This is a genomic window from Phaeodactylibacter luteus, assembly GCF_007993045.1.
Classification (GTDB): domain Bacteria; phylum Bacteroidota; class Bacteroidia; order Chitinophagales; family Saprospiraceae; genus Phaeodactylibacter; species Phaeodactylibacter luteus.
On the sequence record NZ_VOOR01000002.1, the window covers coordinates 38,978 to 63,081 of the forward strand.

The window sequence follows — 24,104 nt, forward strand, 5'->3', positions numbered from 1 at the left end:
TGAGCGCTACGATTGAACACCCTATGAATATACGGCAAACTCGTTGTTTATTAGCTTTTTTGGGATAAAAACCCACAAATAGTCGACGGTACAGGCCTTACAGCTTCCATCGGAGCCGGAGTATCCAACGGTATTCCATCGGGCCGGAGGGCGCGCCCCTGCCCGTTCGGTTCTCGAGCCCTGCCTCAAGGGCCTGCCCATTGTGCAGCCACCAGCCAATGCCCGTGTAGAATCGCTGCTCCCTTAGCTCCCAAGGCTGATGTTCGAACGGGTAGGCGACCAGCTCAGCCTGATGGTTGAGGTAGGCTTCCCCGGGGTCTAGCTTTTCCCCTTGCAGCGGATAATCCAGGCCGCCCCTGAGCCGCCACCTGTGGCGGGCCTGAAAGGCGTTGTTGCTGAAAAGGCGCTGTTCAGCCATCAGCCGTTCCCGGAAACGGAGCTTGCCTTTGCGCTGCACAATGCTGACCTGCTGGGAAAAACGGTGCTCCCAGGTAGGGCTGCCCTGCCCGAGGCTGCGGGCGGCGACACGGTAGGCCCCTCCAAACGCGGCATCTGGCCCCGGAGCGTAAGCTGCTCCCACTTGAGTGTAAAAGAGGGTAGGGGCTAACCCCGCCCCTTCGGTGTCTGCCCAACGGTTCCGGAACTCGGCCTGCAAGTCGCCCTTCCACTTGCCTGGCAAATTGAAGCCGAAGTCGATTTGGGTGAACTGTTCTGCGGTATGCTGAGCTTGTGCAGAGGAAAGGGGCAGCATTTGGGCGAGCAGCCCCAAAGCTGCCGGCAGGAAGTAGCGGTTCATTGGCCTGTGGTTTTATGTAGGCTAAAGCTTGGGAAGGGCTTTAAAAGAAAAGGAAATCATTGGGGCGCTGTTCTATGGCCCGTACAGATTGCCATTCGCCTTGGGGAGAGGTTTGGACTTCGAAGTATTGGAAAGCTTGGCCTTCTTCTTTTGCTTTTATCTCGATTTCGTACCCTAGCAGCTCGCCACCGGGCGAAAGCTGCTCTTGCAGCCGTTTGATTTTGTAACGGCTGAACCGGGCGGAGAGCTGTCGCTGCAGTGCCTCGCCTACCTGCCTGGGCAAACTATCGCTATTTGGGAGGAGCCGTTCAATATCATGCAATTTGCCAGATGGCTCAAACTTCACGCTGTAGCGGTAGCCTTGGTAATTGAATTTGGCTTCCAGGAAACGGCCCGCCTCGTTTTGTTCTTCATAATACCGTGCACGGCTGCCCCCTGGGAAGCTTCCCTCTAGGAAATCCAGAGCAGGCTGTGGGAATGTGCTTTTAGGGGTGCGCGACTCCTGCTCTGTTTTTTGGGCGTTCAGGAGCGCGGGGGCAGTGAATAGGACTAAGAGCAAAAAAGCATGAATACGCATCTGTTGTCTTGTTTTTGCACAGGCAAAGGGCTATGCCGGGCTGTTGAAAGAACAAGGCAGGTCAGCGGAGTGTTTGCAGCAAATGCTTTTCCAGGTTGTTGTTTTACTCAGCTAATGTTTCCTGACAAAAAAAACAAATACAAAAAATCAGATTTACAGGGCGCAAACCAAATTGTCGTCTTTTTTGCCTGCCCTGCCGCAAGGATAGGGGGCCTGCCCCTGCCCGATGGCAGGTGCCGCTATGCTACGGGGCTCGCTATCCGCTCGGCCTTATCAGGCCTGCCGCCCCTCCGCAGCGCTAGGCCAATGCCAGGCTAGAGCCCCAAAAGCATAAACACCTGCGGCATTTTGGTTCACGCCCGATTTACAGCGACTTAATCTCTCCTGCGAGCTTGGCGAGGGAATCTTTGGCATCCCCAAACAGCATACGGGTTTTGTCATGGAAAAACAGCGGGTTTTGGATGCCCGCATACCCGGGGCTCATGCTGCGCTTCAGGACAATCACGTTCTTGGCGTCCCAAACCTTAAGCACAGGCATGCCATAAATAGGGCTGCCCGGATCGTCGTCAGCCGCGGGGTTGACCACATCATTGGCCCCGACAATGACGACGATATCGGTATCCTTCAGGGCTGCGTTCGCCTCTTCAAGGTCTAGCAACTTGGGGTAAGGCACATCTGCTTCTGCCAAGAGGACATTCATGTGCCCCGGCATACGGCCGGCTACCGGGTGGATAGCGTACCGCACCTCTACACCGTTCTTTTCCAGCAGTTCATCCACTTCTTTGCATACTTTTTGGGCTTGGGCTACCGCCAGCCCGTAACCGGGGACAATGATGGCCGAGCTGGCATAAAACAGTTGGATGGCCGCATCATTGAGGGATACCTCTTTGGCCACGAGCCCATCGGCCTGCCCTGCAGCGCTGCTGCTGCCGCCCCCGCCAAAGCCACCGATGAGCACATTGAGCAGGGAGCGGTTCATAGCGTCGCACATCAGCACGGTAAGGATGGTGCCAGAAGCCCCTACCAAAATCCCGCCTACGAGCATAAATTGTGAGCCATAGATGAGCCCAGTGACAGCAGCGGAAAGCCCCGTAAAGGAATTGAGCAGAGAAATGACAACGGGCATATCCGCCCCGCCGATTGGGGCTACAAAAGAAAAGCCATAGATCAGGGACAGGGCCATAAAGAGGCTGCCGAGGGCCAGGCTTCCTGATGACCCGGCGGCTGCCAGGTAGATGCCTAGCCCCAGGGTCACAGCGAGCAGGGCAAGATTGATGGCGCTGTGCCGTGGCAGTGCCACCTGACTGTCATTGACCAGGCCTTGCAGCTTTCCGTAGGCCAGCAGGCTGCCGGTGAAAGAGACTCCGCCTATCAGCAGGGCTGAGAGCACAATAGACAGGCCGGCAAGATCAAGCGGTTTGCTGCCTTCATAAAAAGGGAACAGCTCTGCATAGGCGAGCACAACTGCGCAGGCCCCGCCAAGCCCATTGAAGATAGACACCATCTGCGGCATAGCTGTCATCTGCACTTTCTTAGCAGAAACGAGCCCGATCGCGGCACCTACTGCGAGCGCCCCGGCAATCCAAAGGTAGTTATTGGAGGCCCCTTCTATAGGCTGGAAGAGGGCTGCCAAAATGGCGATGACCATGCCGGAGCCGGCTACGATATTCCCTTTCCGGGCGGTATCGGGGGAGCTGAGCAGGCGCAGGCCCCAAACAAAGGCGAGGGACCCGGCCAGGTAAGCGATATTGATGATGAATTCGAGTAGCATATCGATAGGTATTCAGCAAGGGGCATATGCCCCTGACAGTTGACAACAGGGGTTCTTTTAACGCTTCTTCTTTTTGAACATTTCCAGCATGCGGTCAGTAACTGCAAAGCCGCCTGCCACATTGACCATCCCCAGGACTACGCCCAGGAAGCCCAAGCCGAGCATCAGGTAATCTTCAGGGCCAGACTGCCGGATGAGGAAGATCGCACCAATGATGACAACCCCCGATATGGCATTGGCGCCCGACATCAGGGGCGTGTGAAGTACAGTCGGCACTTTGGAAATGACTTCGAAGCCCAGTATTATGGTGAAAAGGAGCAAATAGATGAGGAGCAGGTTGCTGTCCTCATTGAAGAATGTAATCAGGCTTTCCATAGTTATTCTTTTTCTGCGGCTGGCTTGGTAATGCAAGCACCGCCGATGATCTCATTGGTGTAGTCGAGGTTGAGCTGCCCATCTGAGGTGATGTACTTCAGGAAGTTGACAACGTTGTTCGAGTACAGCTGACTGGCGTCCTGTGGCATTAGGGCCGCGAGGTTGGAGTTGCCCAAAATGGAAATGCCATGGTGCACCCTCAGCTCATTGTCTTGAGATAGCTCACAGTTGCCGCCGGTAGAGGAGGCCAGGTCGATAATGACAGAGCCGGGCTTCATACGCTCTACCGTGGAAGCAGGGACCAAGATAGGAGCTTTGCGCCCTCTTACCTGTGCGGTAGTGATGATGACATCTGCTTTCATGGCACGCGCCTGTACTTCTTCCCGCTGCTTTTGGAGGAAAGCTTCGCTCTGTTCCACGCCATATCCACCGGCTCCGGCATCCTCGCGCGCGCCTTCGATCTCGATAAACTTCGCGCCCAAGCTTTTTACCTCTTCTTTTGCCGCTGAGCGGGTGTCGAAAGCTTCCACCTGTGCGCCCAGCCTGCGGGCGGTAGCAATGGCCTGCAGCCCTGCAACACCTGCGCCCAGCACCAATACCGTAGCGGGGCGGATGCTGCCTGCTGCGGTGATCATCATTGGGAAATAGCGGGGCAATAGGCGGGCGGCTTCTAATACGGCCTTGTAGCCGGCTACAGCAGCCATAGAAGAGAGCACATCCATAGATTGCGCCAAGGTGGTACGCGGGATCATGTCCAGGCTGAATGCATTCAGGCCAGCTTTGGAAAGCTTCCCACTTACGCTCTCGTCCACAAAGGGCTGGAATTGGGCAATCAGCCAAGCCCCAGGCTTGATGCTTGGCCACTCTGTTTCAGGCAGTGGGCTGATGCTCAGTAGTATATCTGCCTTGCCGAGGAGCTCAGCCCTACTAAACACATCTACACTGCTGTAGGCTTCATCGGGGAAAAGTGCCCCTTCGCCTGCGCCTTCTTCCAAGAGCAGGCTAAAGCCTGCGGCTTGGAGCTTAGGTACAGCATCGGGTGTGAGCGCCACGCGGGCATCGCCCTGAGGCTCTTTAAGGATTGCTAATTTCATGGTACAACAGGAGTCAGTTCTTTGGAAAGGTAGCGCCAAATAATAGTTTTGCCAAGAAAACTAATGCAGAATTATTAGCCTGTAAACCAATCGGATAGATGTAGATATGAGGAAGGATAGCACCGCTAAGCCCTGATCCTTAGCAGGTTGCAGCACTGGGCTTTACCGGCTTTCAAATGGGGCAGCCGGTAAAAAATATTGGGCGGATGGCTAGTTATTTTCGGAGGTGGGCAAATTTTTGCCGGAACTTCGCCACCTTGGGGGAGATGATGTAGGTGCAGTAAGGGTTTCTTTCCCCCACTTTGGAGTAGTAGCCTTGATGGTAGCCCTCGGCCGGATAAAAAGCCTCTAGAGGGGAAAGCTCGGTAACGATAGGCTGATCCCAGACCTGCGGTGCCGTTTTGGCAATAGACTGTTCTGCTAGGGCTTTCTGCGTTTCATCGTGGTAAAAGATGACAGAGCGGTACTGAGGCCCCCGGTCGTTGCCCTGCCGGTTGAGGGTAGTGGGGTCATGGGCGGCCCAAAAAATTTCGAGCAGGGTTTCGTAGGAGACTTCAGCAGGGTTGAATTGGATTTGTATGACTTCCGCATGCTGGGTTTTGCCGGAGCATACAGCATCATAATTGGCTGTTTCACGGGTGCCCCCTGCATAGCCTGAAGTCACCTTGGCTACCCCTTTCACTTCCTGAAAGACGGCTTCTGTGCACCAAAAGCACCCTCCGCCAAGGGTAGCATACGCTGTCTGAGTGTCGCTCATGATTGTGTGCCTTTATTAAGGTTGCGGTGTGCTAACGCTGAAAGACTGGCATTGGTTTAGCGGCCCCTTGTTTTTCATTGAGGTAAGAGAGGAAACGGTGAAGGGCCTCTTCTTTTGCCTCGTCAAGCTGATAGCTGATGTAACGGGTAAAATACTCTTCCAGGCTGAAATCAGGGGCGGGGGAGGGGAGCAGGTATTTCAGTTTTTGGATTTGGCTGACGCCAGAAGCGAGGGCATCATTGAAAGCCTGAAGGAAGGGCGCATCAAATTCGCGGGTGCTGACCCAGGCGGCAAAAACGAAAGGCAGGCCGGTATGCTGCTGCCAAGCCTCCCCGAGGTCATAGCAGTGCTTGAACTTCTTGTCCAGGCCTATCGTCCGGTCGCCAATGACGAGGCCGGCAGTGCGCCCGCCGATCTTCCGGATATACCCTTCTTGTGCGGGCAGCAGGGCGGGGGAGAGGTGCCAATACTCTTTCAGCAGGAGCTGTGCCAGCTCAACTGAGGTGCGGGAGTGGTGGTCGAGGTAAAGGGTTTCTGCCTCTTCCAGGGGGCAGTCGCTGTAGATGCATACTGTTCTGACTTCGCCCACAGCCCCTATGCAGTAGCGGGAAATGATGCGGGGCTGCTGCAGCTCAGGGATGATGGCTACCGGGACAAGCGCCAAGTCTGCCTGCCCGTTCTTCAGTTTCTGCGCACAGTCGGACGGGATGTTCAGCTCCAGGTTCAGCTGCCCGCCGATGGGGCTGTTAAGCAGCCCGTAGAGCAAAGGTTTGGTATTGAGGTAACTGACGGCAGTGATGCGGTATCGGTCCATGAAAGCGCTTTAGATTTTTAGGCTATCGAGGTGCGACAGGTCGTTCTGCAGCAAAAAGCGGAAGCCGGTGCCTTCATAAGCGGTTTTGTAAAGGCCAGTGTTGGCATGTTGGTACTCGTCCATCCGGCTGAGCGGCTGCCCAGCGAGCAGGCACATCAAAGCCCGCATAGCACGCCCGTGGGAACAGACCAGGATTTTAGGCTCTGGCCGCTGCTGAAGGTGGCTGACAAATTCAGCAAGCCGCTCACCGACATCGGCAGCGCTTTCGCCTCCTTCCAGCCGGGCATGGTAGTCACCGGCTTTCCATGCATTGACTACCGCGAAGTACTCCTGATGCATGTCGGGCGTGCTGACCTTCCCTTCGTGCTCCCCCCATCCAATCTCATTGAGCGCTGCAAACTGCTCCCAGGGCAGCCCGTCGCTGATGAAAGGGGCGACCGTCTCGTGGGTGCGCTTGAGGCGGGAAGTGAGCACTGCATCGAAGCCGACCCTGTGGTGGAAATCGTAGAAGGCTTTGGCTTGCTGCCGCCCGGTGTCGTTCAGGCTTGTGTCTACGCCTTGCCCCTGCACAATACCTTTCAGGTTGAAATCGGTCTGCCCGTGCCGGACAATGTATACTAATTTTTCCATGCGGTGGTTTATCGGTTCACAACGGGCAGAGACATATAGCCTTTGAACTGCTCATCTTCTTCGAAAACATGATCGGTGAAGTCTTGCACCACGTTGTAGAGGGTGTCGCGTTCGATGGGGTTGCGGCCAACAGCCCGGATAAGGTTGACGAGCTCGCGGGTGCTGAGGGCGGGGTTTTGCTCTTCAGAGCCGGCCATGCTGTATATTTTGGTGGTATCATCTATAGTGCCGTCTATGTCATCTACCCCGAAAGAAAGCGAAAGCTGGGCCACGTTGCGCCCGATCATAGGCCAGTAAGCCTTGATGTGGTCAAAGTTGTCCAGGTAGATCCGGCTGATGGCATAATTGCGCAGGTCCTCGACTACAGTAGATTCCGGTACATGGCTCATCTGATTGCCCTGATTGCGGAACTTCAGCGGGATGAATGTCTGGAACCCACCGGTTTTGTCCTGCAGCGCGCGGAGCTGTTCCAGGTGGTCTATCCGGTGCTCGAACCGCTCGATATGGCCATAGAGCATAGTGGCATTGGAGCGCCGGCCCAGCTCGTGCCATATCTCATGTATGCGCAGCCATTGCTCCCCTGAGCATTTCCCGCCGGCGATCTGATCCCGTATTTCAGGGTGGAAGATCTCCGCGCCCCCGCCGGGCATGCTGTCGAGCCCCGCATCGAGCATCTGCTGCATCCCTTCTTCGTAGGAAACTTTGGCTTTTTTGAAGATGTAGTGGTACTCTACGGGTGTGAGCGCTTTTACGTGAAGCCCTGGCCGGTGTGCCTTGATGGCCCGGAACAGGTCTGAGTAGAACTGCAGGTCGTACTGTGGCAGCACCCCGCCCACGATGTGCACCTCTGTCACCGGCTCATCATCGTATTTTTTGATGATGTCCATGATCTCTTGCAGGGAATATTCCCAGCCTTCTTCCCGTTTTTTGATCAGGCGGGAATAGGAGCAGAAGGTACAGGTATACAGACAGACGTTGGTGGGCTCTACGTGGAAGTTGCGGTTGAAAAAGGTGCGCCCGCCATGGCGCGCTTCCCGTATGTAATTGGCCAGGGCGCCTACAAAGCCTAATTCGCCTTCTTCAAAAAGCAGCTGGCCTTCTTCAGGGGTGATGCGCTTTTTGTCAAATACCTTTTGGGCAATTTGCCTGAGGGGGGCAGATAGGTTGGGGTCTTCCAGGAAGTGCTCAACTTTGCGGGCCGTTTGCATACGAAGTATTGTTTTGGTACCAGAATAACAGACAGGCCGCCTCTAAGTTTGAACACTGTTCTAAACTTTCAGAGTTTTGTGAAAAATACCTGCCTGTGCCCGCAAAGGTAAGGAAGCAGGAGGGAAAATGCACACTTGGGAATGCCGCATGTGCCGGGGGAGTGGCGGGCGCCCTCTGCAAAACAATGCAATTATTGTTGTTCATTTTTCTCAAAACCAACTATCTTGGCTTTTCCGATGGCTTAAGCGAAATTTTAGCCGCTTTTTTGGGCAGCTGCCAATAAGATAGCGCTTTTGCCGGGCCTTAGACAACACAATGATATTCAAACACTAACACACTAAGAACATGAGGAAGAAACATGTCCACTTGGGGCTTGCGCTGTGCGCTGCCCTGGCCTTTACATTTGGGGCAGCCCACAAGGGCAATGCCCAAACCGTAGCCGCTTCGGATGATATGCAAGCCTACACTACTAACATTGAAGGGCAAAACAACGGGACAGGCTGGGCTACTAATTTTGAGCCTAAAAACTTTGGCGGCAGTGATATGGGCGGGAGCTTTTTAACATCGGGTTCCCCACCTGCAATAACGGGCCAATCCGGCGGTATCTTTGCAGGTACCTCTGGCACTGGCAAGGCGTACGCCCGTTCTCTGAACACAGCATTAACCGGCCCTTCGAGGATAGAAATCAAGCTGCGTTTCAACTTGAATACAGGGGATGCAAAAACGGCGGGCATGATCATTTCTGATGCTACCGCTCCGGGCTTGACCTGGAATACAGGGCAACAATTATTTTTGGGCATTAGCGGCGATGGGGTTTGGAAATATGACGACGGCACTTTGAAAATTGTAAAAGCGGCTAACGGTACCGATGATTTTGCGTGCAACGGCGGAGACCTTTACGAGGTACAGCTAGACATTGACCCTTCAAACGACTTTTATGGTTTCAAAATAATCAATTCTTCTGCCTCTACCGAGAGCGAAGTGACTACAGGGACCTTGAACGGCGGTGGGATCCAAACGCTCGGCTTAGGCAATGGCGTTACAGGGATCAATCAAGATCTGATTTTCGATGATATCGTAGTCACGACAAACCCTAGTGCGTTCCTCCCCGTCGCCCTTTCAGCCTTCACGGCCCGCCCAAGTGCAGGGCACAACCTTCTGCAATGGTCTACCGCCACCGAGCTCAACAACAGCCACTTTGAGATAGAGCGCAGCTCCGACGGCCGCGTTTGGTCGGCTGTGGGGCGTGTTGCGGGCGCCGGCACAGTACAAGAGCCAAGAGACTATCAATTCTCAGACGAGGCGGTGCAGCCTGGGCGCACCTATTACCGCCTTCGTCAGGTAGATTTTGACGGGCAGTACGAGTACCACGGGCCAGTGCAAGTGGTACGGTCAAGCGCTGGCACAGTCAAGGTCAGGGTATTCCCCAATCCTGCTGCCGATTGGCTGGAGGTGGCTGCAGACGGGCAGCAGCCTTTCCATGCTCTACAGCTGATGGATATGTCTGGCCGGCAGGTGAGCTACTGGCCTTCGGCCCGTGCCGGGCAGCGGCTCTCTCTGGAAGGGGTCAGCCCGGGCGTCTATCAATTGCTCGTGCTAGATGCCCAAGGCGGGCTCATCAGTCAGCAGACGGTGCATAAGCAGTAGAGCTTGCTGAAAAGGGCAAGCCTGCAGCCCGCTTTGCCTCTATGGGCAGGGCGGGCTGTTGCATTGTGGGGAAAGGTATGCCTTTGAGGGTAGCCAATGCCCGGCCTCCGGCCTAGCGATGCGGAGGGGTGTGAAGCCCGATAGGGCCGAGCGGGCAGCGAGCCCCGCAGCGTAGCGACCCCCGCCCTCAGGCGGGGGTAGGCCCCAAGAGATAGCATTTTGCCTTGCCCAAGAGGGTTAATTGAGGTTGAACTTTTGCTGTACCGGGCTGCGGAGAGCTTTGGCGCTGAGCACGAGCGCCTGAATGATGAGGGCGAGGATGATCAGCAGCACCATTTCAATTTGGGCAGTGAGGTTGGAGCCCAGGACGATACGGTGGGAGGCTTCGCTCAAGCGCGTGCCCTCCGCAATTTGTATGCCCGACAGGCGGTGCAAGAGGCGGTGCGCGTTGTTGATCTCCGACAGGTACAAGGCGCTATTGAACGGCTGGGCTTTTTCCAGATCAGACAGTTGGGCCACGGTACGTTTAAGGAGGCTGAACAATTCCTTTTCTTCGGGAGTGAGATAGGTCGCTTCATATTGGGCGATAAGCGGCTGAATATCAGCACCTGCTAGTTGTGTTTCTGTGGCCGGCAGGGTAGAGGGGGAGGTATTTGCCGCCCGGGCTTTTGCATGGAAGGCTTCCGATAATTCATAAATATAGCCCTCAACGAGAAGCCGGTCTTTGTAAAGCATGGAAAGGTGGCTGTCGAGCTGCTCCATACCGGAGCGCTCTTGCCAATTGTTCCAGAAGACGAGCGCAAATACTAAGGCGAGGAGAAGGGCGGCACGCATTTTATTTTGAACGAAAAAAGTCCATTTCATAGGGCTGTGGTTTTGGCTGGGCTAAAGCTGCAATCTGCAGCCTTATACAGACGAGAATAGCCTATGAATTTACTAGAAAAAATCAGTTTTTTCAAGCCGCTGCCGATGCCTTTCGTTTTTTTAGGTAAATTTCCTACTCTTCAACGACCAACCCGATTATGCCTGCTCAACTGTACGCTTTACTGATTGGCATCAATGATTACCCTGGCGCCCCCCTGCACGGCTGTGCAGCCGATGTGGCAGCAATGGAAGCTTACCTTGTTGCACAGCCGGCCTGGGAGGGCAGGCTGCAGCTCCGGAAGCTGCTGGACAGGGAAGCGACCAAACAGGCGGTGGCAGATGCCCTAGTGGGCCATCTGGGGCAGGCTGGGGAGGGCGACAGCGTGCTCCTGTACTTTTCTGGGCATGGCGCACAAGAAGTAGCCGACCCTGAGGTATGGGAGCAAGAACAGGACGGCTGCCTGGAAGGGATAGCTTGCCGTGGGCTGGACGGGCAGATCGAGCTGATGGCGGATAAAGAGATCCGCTACTTGCTCGGCCAGGCTTTTCGCCGTGAGGGGGCTGCTCCACCGCACATCCTGACCCTATTCGACTGTTGCCATTCTGGGGACAATACCCGTTCATCAGCCCAGGATGGGGAAGAGCGGGCAGTAAAGCGCCTGGCTGGGCGCCTGCCACAGCGGGAATGGGGCCAGTTTCTGTTTGGAGGAGCGTATGCGGCGGCAGATTTGAAAGGGGAGGGGCTACAGCGGGAAATGCCACAAGTGCCCCACGTACATTTAGCCGCTGCCCTTCCGGATCAGGCTGCACTGGAAGTGAACGGGCAGGGTGTTTTCACCCAAAGCCTGCTGCAGGTCTTGAGCTCAGCAGGTGACAGCCCCGACTATTACACCCTACACCAAATGGTGAGGAACTACATCCGGTTCAAGTACCGTCAGGACCCGCAGCTCGATGCCCCCGGCGGCGGCAGCCGGCTGCTTTATCAGGGCTTCCTGGGCCTTGCCCCAAGGCTAGAAGGGTTGGCATTTGGCCAGATGGTGTACAACACCAAAAAAGGCTGGGTGCTCGACAAGGGGGAAGTGCATGGCCTGTCGGAAGGCAAGGAGGTATCGGTCGAGCTGATGGCCGGGCAGGGGTTGCCTGGCTCCGTCCTGAAAGCCTTCGCAGGCTATAGTATTTTAGATATCGATTTTGAATCCCGGCAGCAGCTGGACAAAAAACAGGGGTACCGGGTGCGGCTGGGCCTGAAGCAGGAAGCGCCTATGAAATTATGGTGCCCTTTCCCGCCGCTAAAAGAGGCGCTCAGCACACTGTTGGACAAGGCAGAGGGGGCTGCCCTTCATTTTTCCGCAACTGCCGAAGAAGCCGATTTGGCCCTTACGGGCTACAACGGGCGTTTTTTTTGGTCTTTGGCCAGCGCGGCCCCTGCCTACCCGGCGATAGGAGCGCCTGTGCTGTACGACGAGCTACAGCCCGCTGTCCTGATTGCTCAAGCCAGGCAGGTGTCCAAGTGGCAGTTTACCAAAAGCCTGTACAACCCCAAGCCTTCTGTTTTTCAGGGGCAGCCGCTCAAGGTAGAAATTTGGCAGCAAACCGCAGGGGAGTGGGCCGCTTTGCCGCCTAAGGGGGAGGTATACCCCTGTGCAGCAGTTGAAGAAGCGCCGGGCGGCCTTCTGCAAGCCCGGTTGAAAATCCGCTTGTCTAACCCCCACCCGTTCCAGGTCTATTTTACGCTACTGTACCTCGATAGCCAATACAGCGCCAGCTTGTCCGTGGAAGAGCCCGGGCGGCCGGGCCTGCTCGAGCAAGCCGCAACCCCGCTGGGGCCAGGGCAATCGATATGGCTGTTTGGGCACCGCGGCGGAGTCATCCCCTTTACATTCGGCGAGAGAGAGCAGATGCTGAACTTAGAGGAGAGCTGCTCTTGGTTCAAGCTTTTGGTCTCCGCCACGCCCGATATCAACTACGCCCATCTGCTGGTGCCGCAAAGGAGGATGATGGACCTGACTGCCGGAGCGGATTGGTCAGACTGGGCCACTCAGCTGGTAGCGATAAAAGTAAGCAGCCCGGCTGTGGCAGCCAGGGTTCAGCCATCATTGGAGCGCTGGCTGGAAGATGATTCCTGGGGCGATGTGGTGATGGCCCGCCATTTTGACGCCACGGGCTGGGGGGCGGAGCTGTCGTTGCGGGCAAGCGCCCGCCCAGCGGGAGCACTGCAGCGGAGCAGCCTGCTATGGGGCGCAGCGCTCCAGCTGGCCAATGCTTGGGCCGGGGCCCGGAGGAAAGGGAGGTTTAAGCGGCAGCTGGAAAAATACCCAAGCCGTACGCTGATCGTATCTGAAGGGGATTCGTGGTTTCAGCACCCGGCCTTGATGGATACGATAGACCACCTGAGCTTATACTACAACATCTATAGCAAGGGGGCAGCTGGCGATTCACTGCGGGCCTACTTGCAGACCGGAGAGTGGCTGGAGGCTTTTGCAGAGGCCAGGGCGTTGGCCAAGGCTGCTGGCAGTCAGGAACAGCCGCGTTTTTTGCTCTTGAGCGGTGGTGGCAACGACATTCTGGGGCCACAGTTTTCTGTATTTTTGCGGGATGGAGGCCAAGCAGGGAACCGGCCTTCCCAGCCCGGGGAGTGGCTGAACGAAAGGTTTCATGCTGAGCTCCATCAGGTTATGGCCCTTTACCGGCAAGTATTGCTGCGGCTACAGCTGGACGAGCCAGGAGTAGCGGCGGTCTTGCATGGCTACGATTACGTACGGCCCCTGCCGCACAACGCGGGCGGCAAGAGCTGGCTCGGGCGCCCGATGTCTGAAAAAGGGCTGTTGGCAGAAGAGGAGCGCCAAGCGGTAGCCCGCTATTTGATAGACGCTTTCAACCAAGAGCTGGAGAAAGTAGCCGCCGGAGCGGAGAACGCCGTTTGGGTAGACCTCCGCGGGGCTGTACAGCCCTGGCAGTGGGCAGATGAGATCCACCCCAATGCCGAGGGGTACCAAATGGTGGCAGCCCGGATTTCGGCAGCGATAGATCAGATCATTCTAACAAGACCATAAAAACAAACGCATGAGTTTCTTCAGGATATGCAAAAATGACATTACCGACCATCTGCGGGAAACCTTCAACGCTTTCCCGCTAAGGGTGCCGGAGACCAGGGTGAAGCCGTTGGTCGTCATGGGGCAGAAAGGCAGCAAAATAGATTTCAGGGGGGAGCTGCAGTTCTTGCTGAAAGGGGATGCCCCGGTTGAGCTTGAGCAGCGCGAGTCGGCTATGGCCAATGCCGCCCTAGACCGTTCTAAGGCGGTAAGCGCAAGCTTTGGGCTGAAAATCCTGGACGGGTTCCTTTCCGGGTTTGGCATAGCGCCTTCCCCCGTGAAAGCGAGCCTGGAAGGCGTTACCGAAATGAGCTATTCTTTTACGGGCGCGAAAAGGCTTTATATAGACCCTAGCGAGCTAGGCCGGGCCTTGGATAAGCGGCATATCGATCTGGCTCACCCCTCTATGGGGGTCTTCAGGGGGAGCGACCCTTACCGCATGTTGCTCGTCTCCGACGCCATTGTCAGCAACAAGTTTACCATCAATATCGAAAAGTCTAGCAGTAAAGAACTTGAGGCCAGCCTGCCTGAGCTTCAGTCTTACCTCGCTGATGCAGACCTCAGCGTCAAAGCGGAGAGCAAGGACGGGCGCAGCATTACCTTTGAAGGGCCAGAGTACCTGACCTTTGCCTTTTCCTGCTTGCTGCTTGAGCTGCACCCTGGGCTGGGCACCATTGCGATAGGGGAGACGGTGAAGAGCAAAGGGGCTGGCGAAGCCCCTTTGCGGTCGCCCTATGCAGTGCTTGATGAAGATGAGTTTGAGCCGGGCATGATAGCGCTATAGCATGGCTCAGGGCTTGAGCTGCTTGGTATCGCAAGCGTACTTCCAAAGGTCGAAGGTCCTGTTGACCCCTGCGCGCTTGCGCATCCGTTTTAGGTGGGTATTGATGGTGTGTACCGACAGGCCACAGGCAGTGGCCGTATCTTCGAGCGTCCGGTTGTTGGACCAGACCTCAAGGATGTGCAGTTGGTGCGGGGTAAAGTAGACGGTGGGCGTTTCAGGAGTGGACATATGCGTAGTTGGGGTTATTGTGCCCACTAAAGGTACAATGTAGTACGGTAAACTCCCAAAAACCCTGTGTACCAATATTTTGTTACAATAGCCACAGGCCCAAGATAAAAATGGCCTGTGGCTGCTGCGCTGATTTTAAATTTGGACCCCCGCGAGATATGCTGCGCCATCTTCTGCGCCTTCCATGGGCGTGGTGCCATCGTACCTTTCCTGCTCGAGAATAAAATACGAAATGCCAGCCGTCTTGGCTGCTGCGAGCAGTGGCGGGTAGTCGATACTGCCTTTGCCCAGCGTGCAGGAAGCCTGTTTCTCTTCAGCGGGAGCCTCCTTCATGCGGTCTTTCACGTGTGCAAGGCGGAACCGGTTGGGGTAGCGCTCAAAGTAGGAGAGGGGGTCTACCCCGGCCACAATGACCCAATACATGTCCATCTCGAAATCAACCGTGTCCGGATTGGTATTGTCCATCATATAGTCTTGGGGGATCTCGCCGTCTAGCTCAGCGAAGGAGTAGTCGTGGTTGTGGTAGGCAAAGCGGATGCCATTGGCCTTGCAGATGTCCCCGCACTCGTTGAACCGTTCAGTGATCCGCTTGAAGTCGTCCATTGACTCCTGTGGGCCTACCCATGGGCAGATGAGGTACTTCATTCCAGCTTCTGCAGCTTGCGCAGCTTTCTCTTCAAAGCATTCCATGATGTTGCAGTGGCTGGCAATAAGGTTCATGCCAAGGTCATTGTTGACGTAACTGGCAAACTCTGCCGGCTTCATCCCCCAGAACATGCCCTGTTGCCCTTCGAAACTTTCGATTTGGCCATAGCCATAGCCCGCAAGCGTTTTGAGGGTAGCTTTGGGGTCCTCGCCAATGACATCCCTCAAGGTCCACAGCTGTATGCCAAAAGCGCCGAGGTTGCCCTTAATGGCTTGATTTTCTGTAGTTTGTTCAGTTCCCTCCGCGTTTTCAGCATCGGTTTTTTCTGCATTGTTGCAAGCCCATGCAGGCAGCAGGAGAGAGGCGGCAGCGGCTTTGCCAGCCTGTTGCATGAATTTCCTTCGGTTGTAAGACATTGATTTTGTTTTTTGTTTTGCAGATCGGCACAGTGCCCAAAGATACCGGCTAAGTGTGTAAAGTACACAATATAGCGAATTTGCTGTAATTCGCAGTTGGGCTGTGGGTGCGTATTTGAGCTGGCACTGAGGGCTTGGGGCTGTTCCTGCTGCAAGGGGCTTGCGGATCGCCTATATCGCCGGGACACTCCGTGAGAGCCTGCAAGCCGCTGCTTCTCAGCTAAAATAAAAGCCCTATAATTTATATTATGTTAAGTAAAAGGATTGAAAACGCCTGCCCCTTGTTTTCCCCGCCCTATCCCTGCCCACTGCGGAGGAGAAAAGAAAAGGAGTTCCTGCGGAACGGCCCCTATTGGTACATGGTATTGAGAAGGCCCTGTAACGCCTAGGCGCAAGGCGATTGCCGTTTTGGGGGGCTGCCCCCTGCCTGACGGCAAGGTGCCGCTATGCTCCGGGGCTCACTGCCCGCTCGGCCCTACGGGCTTGCCACCCCTGCGCAGCGCTAGCCCGCTCCATTTGTGCCTATTATACCCTGAAATTGGAGGCAGCAAAACTGATATATTCCTTATATTTGAGCGAATATTCGCAAATGTGTCTTTTATGGAGTCTTATGCTGAAGTCCTCAATTACGCCATCCCATTCTTCATTTCCCTCCTGCTCCTCGAGGCTTTGATAGCGCGCTGGAAAGGCGCGAGCGTCATCCGGAGCATGGATACTTTGTCCAGCCTGAGCTCAGGGCTGACCAATGTCATCAAGGATGTGCTCGGCCTTACAGTGGTCATCGTCTCTTACGATTGGCTGGAGTCTCGCATTGGGCTGGTCGAAATTTCTGCAACTTGGGCAGTTTACCTGCTGGCATTCATCGGGCTCGATTTTGCGGGCTATTGGGTACACCGCTTGTCGCACAGCATCAACTTTCTGTGGAACAGGCATATCATCCATCACAGCAGCGAGGAATTCAACTTGGGCTGCGCCCTGAGGCAATCTATTTCGGGCTTCTTCGCCATAACCGTCTTCTTCCTGGCGCCAGTAGCTTTGTTGGGCGTCCCCGGAGAGGTAATTGCGGTGGCCGCCCCGCTGCACCTTTTCGCACAATACTGGTACCACACCCGCCTTATCGGCAAAATGGGCTTGCTCGAACACATCATTGTCACGCCTTCCCACCACCGGGTGCACCATGCGATCAACCCTGAGTACCTCGATAAAAACCACAGCCAGATTTTTATCATTTGGGACAAATGGTTCGGGACTTTTCAAGAGGAATTGGACGATGCCCCCCCTGTTTACGGGGTCACCCGCCCGGTCAGGACTTGGAACCCCATCCTGATCAACTTTCAGCACCTGTGGCAGCTTATTCAAGATGCTTGGCGCACCAAGGATTGGGGGGCGAAATTCACCATCTGGTTCAAGCCCACAGGCTGGCGCCCCGCTGATGTGGAAGCCGCTTATCCCGTAGAGAGCATAAAGGACCCCTACGCGTACGAGAAGTACGCCCCTACCCTTTCGCCTCACCTGCAGCTATGGTCTTGGGCGCAGTTCACCCTCACCTTTCTGCTGATGATGTTCCTTTTCAATCAGATCGGTGCGATCGGTGCACAAGGCGCTATCCTTTACGGGCTATTTTTGGTGTTCAGCATTTTCAGCTACAGCATGCTGATGGACAAAAGCCGGTTTGCCGTTTATAGCGAAATGGTACGCTGCCTGCTAGGCCTGGCGATCATAGGCGCACAGGGCGGCAACTGGTTCGGGCTGGAAAAGGCATGGGGAATGGGGCCATTTGCCTTGGGCGGGTACTTTATCGGCAGCCTGCTTGTCACCGTTTACTTTTTCCAGTCTGAGGTAAAGTCAGCGGGCTATGAGGTCAGCCGGGCTACGAAAACAGCAGCCCCCACAAAAAGGCTGCAAAGCTGATGACCAGGCCAATCAGGAAAACGCGATACGCGATGGTCAGTAGTTTGTACTTCCGCATCAGCACTTGCCCGAGGCTGTAAAGATCTCTAGAAAGGTCATCGTAGAGGATGGCTTCGTCCTTTTTCAGGGAGCGCATATAGCTGGTGAATTCAGCTGACGGGAGCTTTAGGAAGTTCCCAAAGTACAGCAGCCCTACGCGGTGGCGCTCAATATCTTCTTCGCTGAACTCTTGGCCAGATACTTTTGGGGCCGCAGATAATACTGCGAAAGTGATTGCCGCTATCGCGGTGAGCATTAGAAGGACCACAGGCAGGATGAAGCCCCAGTTTTCGCGCCAGCTCACCCCGCCGCTAAAGGATATGCTCGCCGAGCCCGCGGTGATCAATATGGACAGGACAAGGGTATTGATGCTGATGATCATATTAGCTTTACCATCTGCGATCGAGCTCAGGTTGATATGATTGCGCAGGGTAATCCTGTAAACGGTATCTACTCCCCTGCCGTAATCCTTTCCAGTTTCCTCCCGGACTGTATTCTTCCTTGCCTTGATTATTTCCTTGCGCTGTTCAGCCAAGTGCTTCTCTTTTCTTGCACCGTAAGCTTCCCGAGCCTCATCCGTCAAAAAAAAGGTATTGGCAAGCTGCTTGTGCAAGGTCTGCTCCCATTCCAGATCAGAGAAAGAGCGCCCAGCCAGGCGCTCTTCATCTAGCCGCCACAGCTCCCGGTAACGGCTGAGGCGCTTGCGCCCAAGGAATGCCCAGTGTGCATCGTGCAGATAACGGGCAAGCAGCGGGGCCCTGTCATTCTTTGAGTAAGGCCACCCTACTAGCAGGCTGCCTGCTGCGGCGAGCAAGCCTGCTTCTAGCCCGTTGCTGTCTTGTGCAAAAGCATTCAGGGCGGCTATTGAGGCTTGCTGTCCCTCTCGTGTGCTGACAACCAAGCCGGCATGCAGAAAGCAGGCTGCCAGAAGTGCGGCCTGCCGTTCTTCTTCCGGCAAAGCATCCGGCATCCATTTCTGGAGAAGGCTGGCCCGCTCTTGTATCCGGTATTTATTGTAAAATGCCCATTGCGAGTGCCCACTGTGCTGCGCAGCATACCTTGCAGCGTATCCGATAGCGTAGTCCAAGTCAAACATCTGGCCTAAGATACGGATTCGGCGACAGAACAGCTTCATCCGAAGGCCCTTCAGCTGATATGGTGAACTTGTTCGTTGTAGGCAGGCCGACGCCCCCTACCCTTCCGGAATGATTATTGCTCATCATTGTGTGATACAAGGTGAGCGCAACACCCAAAAATAGCTTTGGATAAAGGTTTAAAGCACTTAACTTGGGAAACTTAGTGCTAAAACCGTAAGCAAATGAAAAAGCTGAACCGAAAGACATTCTTCAAAGGGCTTGCCCTGGGCACCATTTCGCTCCCTTTTGCTATACGTGGGCTGGGCGGCTATGGCCGCGCGCAGGAAGCTGCGGCAGAGAGCGCCAACATCATAACCGCCAGAAAGTACCAATGGACAATGGTCACTACCTGGCCGCCTAAATTTCCTGTATTGGGCGAAGCCTGCGACTTGTTCGCCGCCCTCGCCCGGCAGCTGTCGGGAGGGCGAATGGAGATCCGCGTCTTTGGAGGCAATGAGCTGGTGCCGCCTTTGGAAGCTTTCGATACCGTGAGGCAGGGAGGGGCAGAGCTGGGCTGCGGAGCTGCTTACTATTGGGCAGGGAAATCAGAGGCTGCTCAGTTTTTCGCTTCCGTGCCCTTTGGGATGAACGCACAGCAGCTAAATGCCTGGCTTTCAGGTGGCGGGGGGCTTGAGCTTTGGGAAGCGCTTTACGCTGATTTTAACCTCGTCCCCTTCCCTGGAGGAAATACTGGCGTGCAAATGGGCGGTTGGTTCAATCGGGAAATCAGGGCAATGGAGGACCTGAAGGGGCTGAAAATGCGCATACCTGGCCTCGGGGGCAAAGTCTTGGAAAAAGCCGGAGGCGCTCCGGTACTGTTGGCCGGGGGCGAAATCTATACCGGGCTGGAGCGGTCGGTTATTGATGCCACAGAATGGCTCGGCCCCTACCATGATACACTGATGGGCTTCCATGAAATTGCAAAATATTACTACAGCCCAGGTTGGCACGAGCCCGGCACTATGCTTGAGTTTTTTGTCAACAAAGAACAATACGAACGGTTGCCCAATGACTTGCAGGGCATTATAAAAACCGTCAGCGGATATGTGGCAGGATGGGTGCACAGCCAGATGGAAGCAAGGAATGCGCAGGCATTGGGGCGCTTCCTCGAAATGGGCATCGACATCCGGCAATTCCCCACTGAAGTGCTCCGCAGCATGCGGGCTTATACCGCTGAAGTGCTCACTGAAATTACTGAGCGGGACCCTGTCAGCAAGAAAGTATATGACTCCTATCGCAGTTTCCAGAAACAAGCCGCAGATTATGCGAGCATCACCGAGCGGGTCTATTACAACAAAATCCAAGCTCAGTCGAACTTGAACCTAGGCTGAGGGGCCGCCTATCGCCATAGCCAATAAATGACTTCTGGGAAAAATATGACTACAGCTAGAAACAAGAGCTGGACACCGACAAATGGGGCAATGCCCCGGTACAAATGCTGAGTAGTCACCCCCGCAGGGGCTACCCCTTTCAAATAAAAGAGGGCAAACCCAAATGGGGGGGACAGGAAGGAAGTCTGCAGGTTGAGCCCAAGCAGTACGCCAATCCAAACCAAGTCAATGCCAAGGGAGGCAAATATTGGCGCAACAACGGGCACGATGATAAATACGATTTCGATGAAATCAATAAAAAAACCTGCAACGAACACGGCCAGCATGACAAGTGCCAAGAATGCCATTGGGCTCAGTTCTGCTTGTTCGATCAGGCCTACAAGGTAGGCGTCGCCCCCCAGCTCCCGGAACACGAAGGAAAAGACTGTAGCCCCCAGCAAAATGATAAAGACCATGCTGGTCAGGTGAGTGGTCTCTTGCATGACAGCCCTGAGGGTCTCTAGGCTCAGCCGCTTCTGCAGGGCAGTAAGCAGGGTTGCGCCCAATGCCCCAACTGCTGCAGCCTCTGTAGGAGAAGCGACCCCTGCAAATATGGACCCGAGCACTGCTACGATCAGCAGCATGGGCATCAAGAATGCCTGTATTATCTGACGGCCAAAGCCCTTGCTTCGAAAAGCCCGGAGCTCTTCTTCCGGCATTCCAGGGGCTACCTCGGGCTTTATCCGGGCCAATACGAGAATGTAGCCGATGTACACGAGCACGAGCAACAGCCCCGGCAGCAAAGCTGCTGCGAACAGGTCACCTACTGGCACGTTCAGTACACTGCCCAAGAGCACAAGCACGACCGAAGGCGGTATGATTTGCCCCAGGGTGCCAGATGCCGCTATGGTCCCGGTAGCCAGCTCAGGGCTGTACCCCCGCTTCAGCATGGTAGGCAGGCTGATGAGCCCCATAGTGATGACCGTGGCCCCTACAATCCCTGTGGAGGCTGCTAAAAGGGCACCTACAAGGACCACACTGATGGCTAGCCCCCCCTTGAGCCGCCCAAATAAAAGCGCCATCGTTTCCAAGAGCCTTTCTGCCAGCCCTGATTTCTCCAGCATAATGCCCATATAAATGAACAGTGGGACAGCCAACAGCACATAATTGCTCACTACGCCCATCACCCGAGGCGCGAGGGATATGTATGCCCCTGAATCGATAAAGCAGAATGCATACAGTATGGAGATGCCGCCGAGCGTAAAAGCGACCGGGTAGCCATATAAAATCAGTAGGAAAATACTGATGAACAGCAAGATTGCAAGGACCGCCATGCTCAATCTCTTTTAAGGGCTTCTTCAGGCTGAGCCCCAGGGTACCCCCTGAGCACCAGCCAGCTATCGATAATGCTCGCCAGCCCTTGCAAAAACAACAGGCACATGCCAGCCGCCATCGCAAACTTGATCAGATAGCGTGCGGGCAGCCCGCCTGGGTCTGGAGAGCCTTCCCCTGCCTTCAAAGACAGCACAGCAAACTCGTAGCAAGTATAGCCCATTACCGCAGCCCATGGCAACAGGAACAACAGCCCACCGGTGAAATTGACCCAAGCTTTATCTTTGGGGCTGAACTTTGCATAAAACAAATCTACTCTGACGTGCTTATCGTGCTTGAACGCATACCCGGCGCCGAATAGGAAGATCAGCCCGAACAGATGCCACTCAAGCTCCATGATCCAAGCTTGGGTTTCGCTGAAGAAATACCTCGCCACCACATCATAAACAACGAGCAGCATCAACGCTGTCGTCAGCCATGACACTGCCCTTCCTACCCTCTCGTTGAGGTAGTGTATGGCCTTGGATATCCTTGCGAGCGCCTCTTTCATGCCATATCGAGATTGGTTACTGCCTGCCATAAGTGCAACAGGGCGCATGAAAGATAGTGAAGCTGCGGCACTTCTCAATACCTTGTGAAAAGGATTATGCCCCGAGCTGATCGTAGACACTAAGGCCCAACGCCTCGATAATCCGGATCAGCTTGTCTGCATACGCAGGGTCTGTGGCATACCCTGCCGCTTTGATCCCTTCCGCCCAAGAACGGTAGTCGGTAATATTTAGGTTTTGGAGGTGCAGGTATCTTTCCCCTTGCAATAAAATAGAGTGTTCGCGGAACCCCTCTTCGGGCGACTCAAAGACCCTGAACATATCGTATTGGTCGTCGTCTGCATAATTCCTACAAGTACAGCCCAGGCATTTGGCCTTGCACTTGATGCCAAAATGGTTGTTGGACGCTAACGCGAGCTCGCTGCTGCCTGCATCAGATTCGAGGAGGGCCTGGGCGAGCGTAATGCTTGCAGGCACCCCATATTGTTCCATCTCAGCGATAGCAATGCCTTTATACGTTTGGATGTAGCGCTGGCAGATGCCCATTTTGGCCTCCGGTATTTCTGGCCGGATGCGGAGCTGCGCGGCATAGCCCGGCCGGAGCACAAAAGTCAGGTTGGGGAAATCATCAGCGCTGCGCTCGTCCCACCTTGGGGCAGGATTGGGCAGGATTGAAGCATGGTCTGTGCTTGTAGGGCCCCTTAGGGCAGCAGGTTTCGCATAACTGGCTGCCTCGTATACGGCAGGGGCCGTACTGCCTGATGATGCCCCGCTAAGGTTGAACGTTATGCTGATGTTCTTGAAAAAAACAATGTAAAGGGCGAGCCCCAAAAGGATGCCATTCAGCCAATTGCGGCGCAGGGAGTTGGCAAGGGCCTGCAGGGTGATTGCCGCATGCCCTTCTTTAGCGTTTGTGGTGTGATGCATGGCCTTCTGTTTTGCCTTTGGGCTTATAGCTCAAAGGGGTTGTTTCAATTGTTTTGTTTATTGCAAAAGTAAAACAATTAATTGGACAAAGCAACACCTTGAAACATTTTGCTTAAAACAAATACAGCCTGCTCCTTTTTGAAGCAGGCTGTACCCTGAAAAGCAAGTTCGGGCTAGCCGGAGGGCTGTTATAGGAATTTTGGGGAAACCCTAAGCTCTTTAGTGCCGTGGCTGTAGCTGTAAAAACCTTCCCCTGATTTCACCCCCTTCATGCCTGCAGTCACCATATTGACCAGCAGTGGGCAGGGCGCGTATTTGGGGTTGCCAAAGCCGTTGTGCAAGACCTCAAGGATGGAAAGGCAAACATCCAGCCCGATAAAGTCGGCCAATTGGAGGGGCCCCATCGGGTGTGCCATGCCCAGCTTCATGACAGTGTCAATTTCTTCTACCCCAGCTACCCCTTCATAAAGGCTATAAATCGCCTCGTTGATCATCGGCATCAGGATTCGGTTGGCCACAAAGCCCGGATAGTCGTTCACTTCCACCGGAGCTTTGCCCAGCTTTTTGGACAAGGCCATTACCGCTTCGGTTGTAGCATCGCTTGTAGCATAGCCACGGATGACTTCCACCAGCTTCATCACCGGCACAGGGTTCATGAAGTGCATGCCGATGACCTGCTCAGGGCGTTTGGTCGCTGCGGCAATCTTTGTGATAGAAATAGAAGAGGTGTTGGTAGCGAGCACGGCTTGAGCAGGGGCCATGGCATCCAGGTCGGCAAAAATCTTCAGCTTGAGGTCTGTCCGTTCTGTTGCAGCCTCTACGACAAGGTCGGCAGCTTCAACCCCTTTGCTCATATCGGTGATGAGCGAGAGGTTGCTCAATGTAGCTGCCTTGCCCTCTTCAGATATGCGCTCCTTTTTGACCATCCGGTCCAGGTTGCGTGTGATAGTGGACAGCGCGCGGTCGAGCGCTTCCTGTGAAATGTCGATCAGGTTGACAGCGTAGCCGTTCATGGCAAAAACGTGGGCAATGCCGTTGCCCATCGTGCCTGCGCCGATTACTGCGATATTTTTCATGAATCTGGTTTTATTTTCAGGCGGCAAAGATAAGAAAAAGCCCGCACGTAACCTGACGTGCGGGCGGGTTCTACAGCCGGGTGGCCGTTATAACGGGCGGGCGCAAACCCAAATGTCGCAGTCGT

At 54.9% G+C, this 24,104-nt stretch carries 22 protein-coding genes; 5 read left to right on the forward strand and 17 right to left on the reverse strand.

The features are described 5' to 3' along the window. Window positions 1-97: 97 nt before the first annotated feature. The 9 genes from FRY97_RS01110 to mqnE form a co-directional block, all read right to left on the reverse strand. A complete protein-coding gene (locus FRY97_RS01110) occupies window positions 98-796 on the reverse strand; it encodes a DUF2490 domain-containing protein (RefSeq protein WP_147165571.1) in 699 nt (232 codons plus the stop codon). A 40-nt stretch (window positions 797-836) separates the two neighbouring features. After that, complete coding sequence (locus FRY97_RS01115; protein ID WP_147165572.1) at window positions 837-1,373, reverse strand: hypothetical protein; 537 nt, start codon at window positions 1,371-1,373, stop codon at window positions 837-839. Window positions 1,374-1,737: 364 nt separating this feature from the next. Further along, window positions 1,738-3,144: an NAD(P)(+) transhydrogenase (Re/Si-specific) subunit beta gene (locus tag FRY97_RS01120; protein ID WP_147165573.1), complete on the reverse strand. Its 1,407-nt coding sequence runs from the start codon at window positions 3,142-3,144 to the stop codon at window positions 1,738-1,740. 57 nt (window positions 3,145-3,201) lie between these two features. Then, window positions 3,202-3,519 (reverse strand): NAD(P) transhydrogenase subunit alpha, encoded by a 318-nt coding sequence (locus tag FRY97_RS01125; RefSeq protein ID WP_147165574.1) that lies wholly within the window; start codon window positions 3,517-3,519, stop codon window positions 3,202-3,204. A 2-nt stretch (window positions 3,520-3,521) separates the two neighbouring features. Beyond that, window positions 3,522-4,613, reverse strand: a complete 1,092-nt coding sequence (locus FRY97_RS01130) for an NAD(P) transhydrogenase subunit alpha (protein WP_147165575.1) — start codon at window positions 4,611-4,613, stop codon at window positions 3,522-3,524. 214 nt (window positions 4,614-4,827) lie between these two features. After that, a complete protein-coding gene (gene msrA / locus FRY97_RS01135; RefSeq protein WP_147165576.1) occupies window positions 4,828-5,370 on the reverse strand; it encodes a peptide-methionine (S)-S-oxide reductase MsrA in 543 nt (180 codons plus the stop codon). Window positions 5,371-5,401: 31 nt separating this feature from the next. Continuing rightward, entirely contained in the window at window positions 5,402-6,184 is a 783-nt protein-coding gene (locus FRY97_RS01140) for a menaquinone biosynthetic enzyme MqnA/MqnD family protein (RefSeq protein WP_147165577.1), read from the reverse strand. A 9-nt stretch (window positions 6,185-6,193) separates the two neighbouring features. Continuing rightward, the gene (locus FRY97_RS01145; protein WP_147165578.1) at window positions 6,194-6,814 is read right to left on the reverse strand and encodes a histidine phosphatase family protein; all 621 of its coding nucleotides are present in this window, start codon (window positions 6,812-6,814) and stop codon (window positions 6,194-6,196) included. Window positions 6,815-6,822: 8 nt separating this feature from the next. After that, entirely contained in the window at window positions 6,823-8,022 is a 1,200-nt protein-coding gene (gene mqnE, locus FRY97_RS01150) for an aminofutalosine synthase MqnE (RefSeq protein ID WP_147165579.1), read from the reverse strand. Between the two features lie 346 nt (window positions 8,023-8,368). Between mqnE and FRY97_RS01155 the strand changes: the two genes are divergently transcribed. Continuing rightward, entirely contained in the window at window positions 8,369-9,670 is a 1,302-nt protein-coding gene (locus tag FRY97_RS01155; RefSeq protein WP_147165580.1) for a T9SS type A sorting domain-containing protein, read from the forward strand. Between the two features lie 237 nt (window positions 9,671-9,907). Here the strand turns inward: FRY97_RS01155 and FRY97_RS01160 are convergent, their stop codons facing one another. Further along, entirely contained in the window at window positions 9,908-10,534 is a 627-nt protein-coding gene (locus FRY97_RS01160; RefSeq protein ID WP_147165581.1) for an MCP four helix bundle domain-containing protein, read from the reverse strand. 158 nt (window positions 10,535-10,692) lie between these two features. Between FRY97_RS01160 and FRY97_RS01165 the strand changes: the two genes are divergently transcribed. Then, window positions 10,693-13,587 carry a caspase family protein gene (locus FRY97_RS01165; RefSeq protein WP_147165582.1) on the forward strand — a complete coding sequence of 965 codons (2,895 nt, stop codon included), beginning with the start codon at window positions 10,693-10,695 and terminating at the stop codon, window positions 13,585-13,587. Window positions 13,588-13,597: 10 nt separating this feature from the next. Then, on the forward strand, window positions 13,598-14,410 hold the full coding sequence (locus FRY97_RS01170) for a gasdermin (protein WP_147165583.1): 813 nt from the start codon (window positions 13,598-13,600) through the stop codon (window positions 14,408-14,410). A gap of 6 nt (window positions 14,411-14,416) precedes the next feature. Here FRY97_RS01170 and FRY97_RS01175 read toward each other — a convergent pair whose 3' ends face one another. Together FRY97_RS01175 and FRY97_RS01180 are read right to left on the reverse strand one after the other, a co-directional pair. Continuing rightward, window positions 14,417-14,638 (reverse strand): helix-turn-helix transcriptional regulator, encoded by a 222-nt coding sequence (locus FRY97_RS01175; protein ID WP_147165584.1) that lies wholly within the window; start codon window positions 14,636-14,638, stop codon window positions 14,417-14,419. Window positions 14,639-14,773: 135 nt separating this feature from the next. Next, window positions 14,774-15,700 carry a sugar phosphate isomerase/epimerase family protein gene (locus tag FRY97_RS01180; protein WP_147165585.1) on the reverse strand — a complete coding sequence of 309 codons (927 nt, stop codon included), beginning with the start codon at window positions 15,698-15,700 and terminating at the stop codon, window positions 14,774-14,776. Window positions 15,701-16,300: 600 nt separating this feature from the next. On the opposite strand from FRY97_RS01180, the gene FRY97_RS01185 reads away from it, so the two are divergent. After that, a complete protein-coding gene (locus FRY97_RS01185) occupies window positions 16,301-17,611 on the forward strand; it encodes a sterol desaturase family protein (protein ID WP_147165586.1) in 1,311 nt (436 codons plus the stop codon). Here the strand turns inward: FRY97_RS01185 and FRY97_RS01190 are convergent. After that, window positions 17,571-18,746 (reverse strand): Pycsar system effector family protein, encoded by a 1,176-nt coding sequence (locus tag FRY97_RS01190; protein ID WP_147165587.1) that lies wholly within the window; start codon window positions 18,744-18,746, stop codon window positions 17,571-17,573. The two genes, FRY97_RS01185 and FRY97_RS01190, sit on opposite strands and share 41 nt — an antisense overlap. A 222-nt stretch (window positions 18,747-18,968) precedes the next feature. Between FRY97_RS01190 and FRY97_RS01195 the strand changes: the two genes are divergently transcribed. Next, window positions 18,969-20,117: a TRAP transporter substrate-binding protein gene (locus tag FRY97_RS01195; RefSeq protein WP_147165588.1), complete on the forward strand. Its 1,149-nt coding sequence runs from the start codon at window positions 18,969-18,971 to the stop codon at window positions 20,115-20,117. 8 nt (window positions 20,118-20,125) lie between these two features. Here FRY97_RS01195 and FRY97_RS01200 read toward each other — a convergent pair whose 3' ends face one another. The 4 genes from FRY97_RS01200 to FRY97_RS01215 all read right to left on the reverse strand — a co-directional run bounded on the left by FRY97_RS01200 (window position 20,126) and on the right by FRY97_RS01215 (window position 23,979). Further along, window positions 20,126-21,430, reverse strand: a complete 1,305-nt coding sequence (locus tag FRY97_RS01200; protein WP_147165589.1) for a TRAP transporter large permease — start codon at window positions 21,428-21,430, stop codon at window positions 20,126-20,128. 2 nt (window positions 21,431-21,432) lie between these two features. Continuing rightward, window positions 21,433-21,978 carry a TRAP transporter small permease subunit gene (locus tag FRY97_RS01205; protein WP_147165590.1) on the reverse strand — a complete coding sequence of 182 codons (546 nt, stop codon included), beginning with the start codon at window positions 21,976-21,978 and terminating at the stop codon, window positions 21,433-21,435. 94 nt (window positions 21,979-22,072) lie between these two features. Further along, entirely contained in the window at window positions 22,073-22,903 is an 831-nt protein-coding gene (locus FRY97_RS01210; RefSeq protein ID WP_147165591.1) for a glycoside hydrolase family 73 protein, read from the reverse strand. Between the two features lie 188 nt (window positions 22,904-23,091). Further along, on the reverse strand, window positions 23,092-23,979 hold the full coding sequence (locus tag FRY97_RS01215; protein ID WP_147165592.1) for a 3-hydroxybutyryl-CoA dehydrogenase: 888 nt from the start codon (window positions 23,977-23,979) through the stop codon (window positions 23,092-23,094). Window positions 23,980-24,104: the final 125 nt, after the last annotated feature.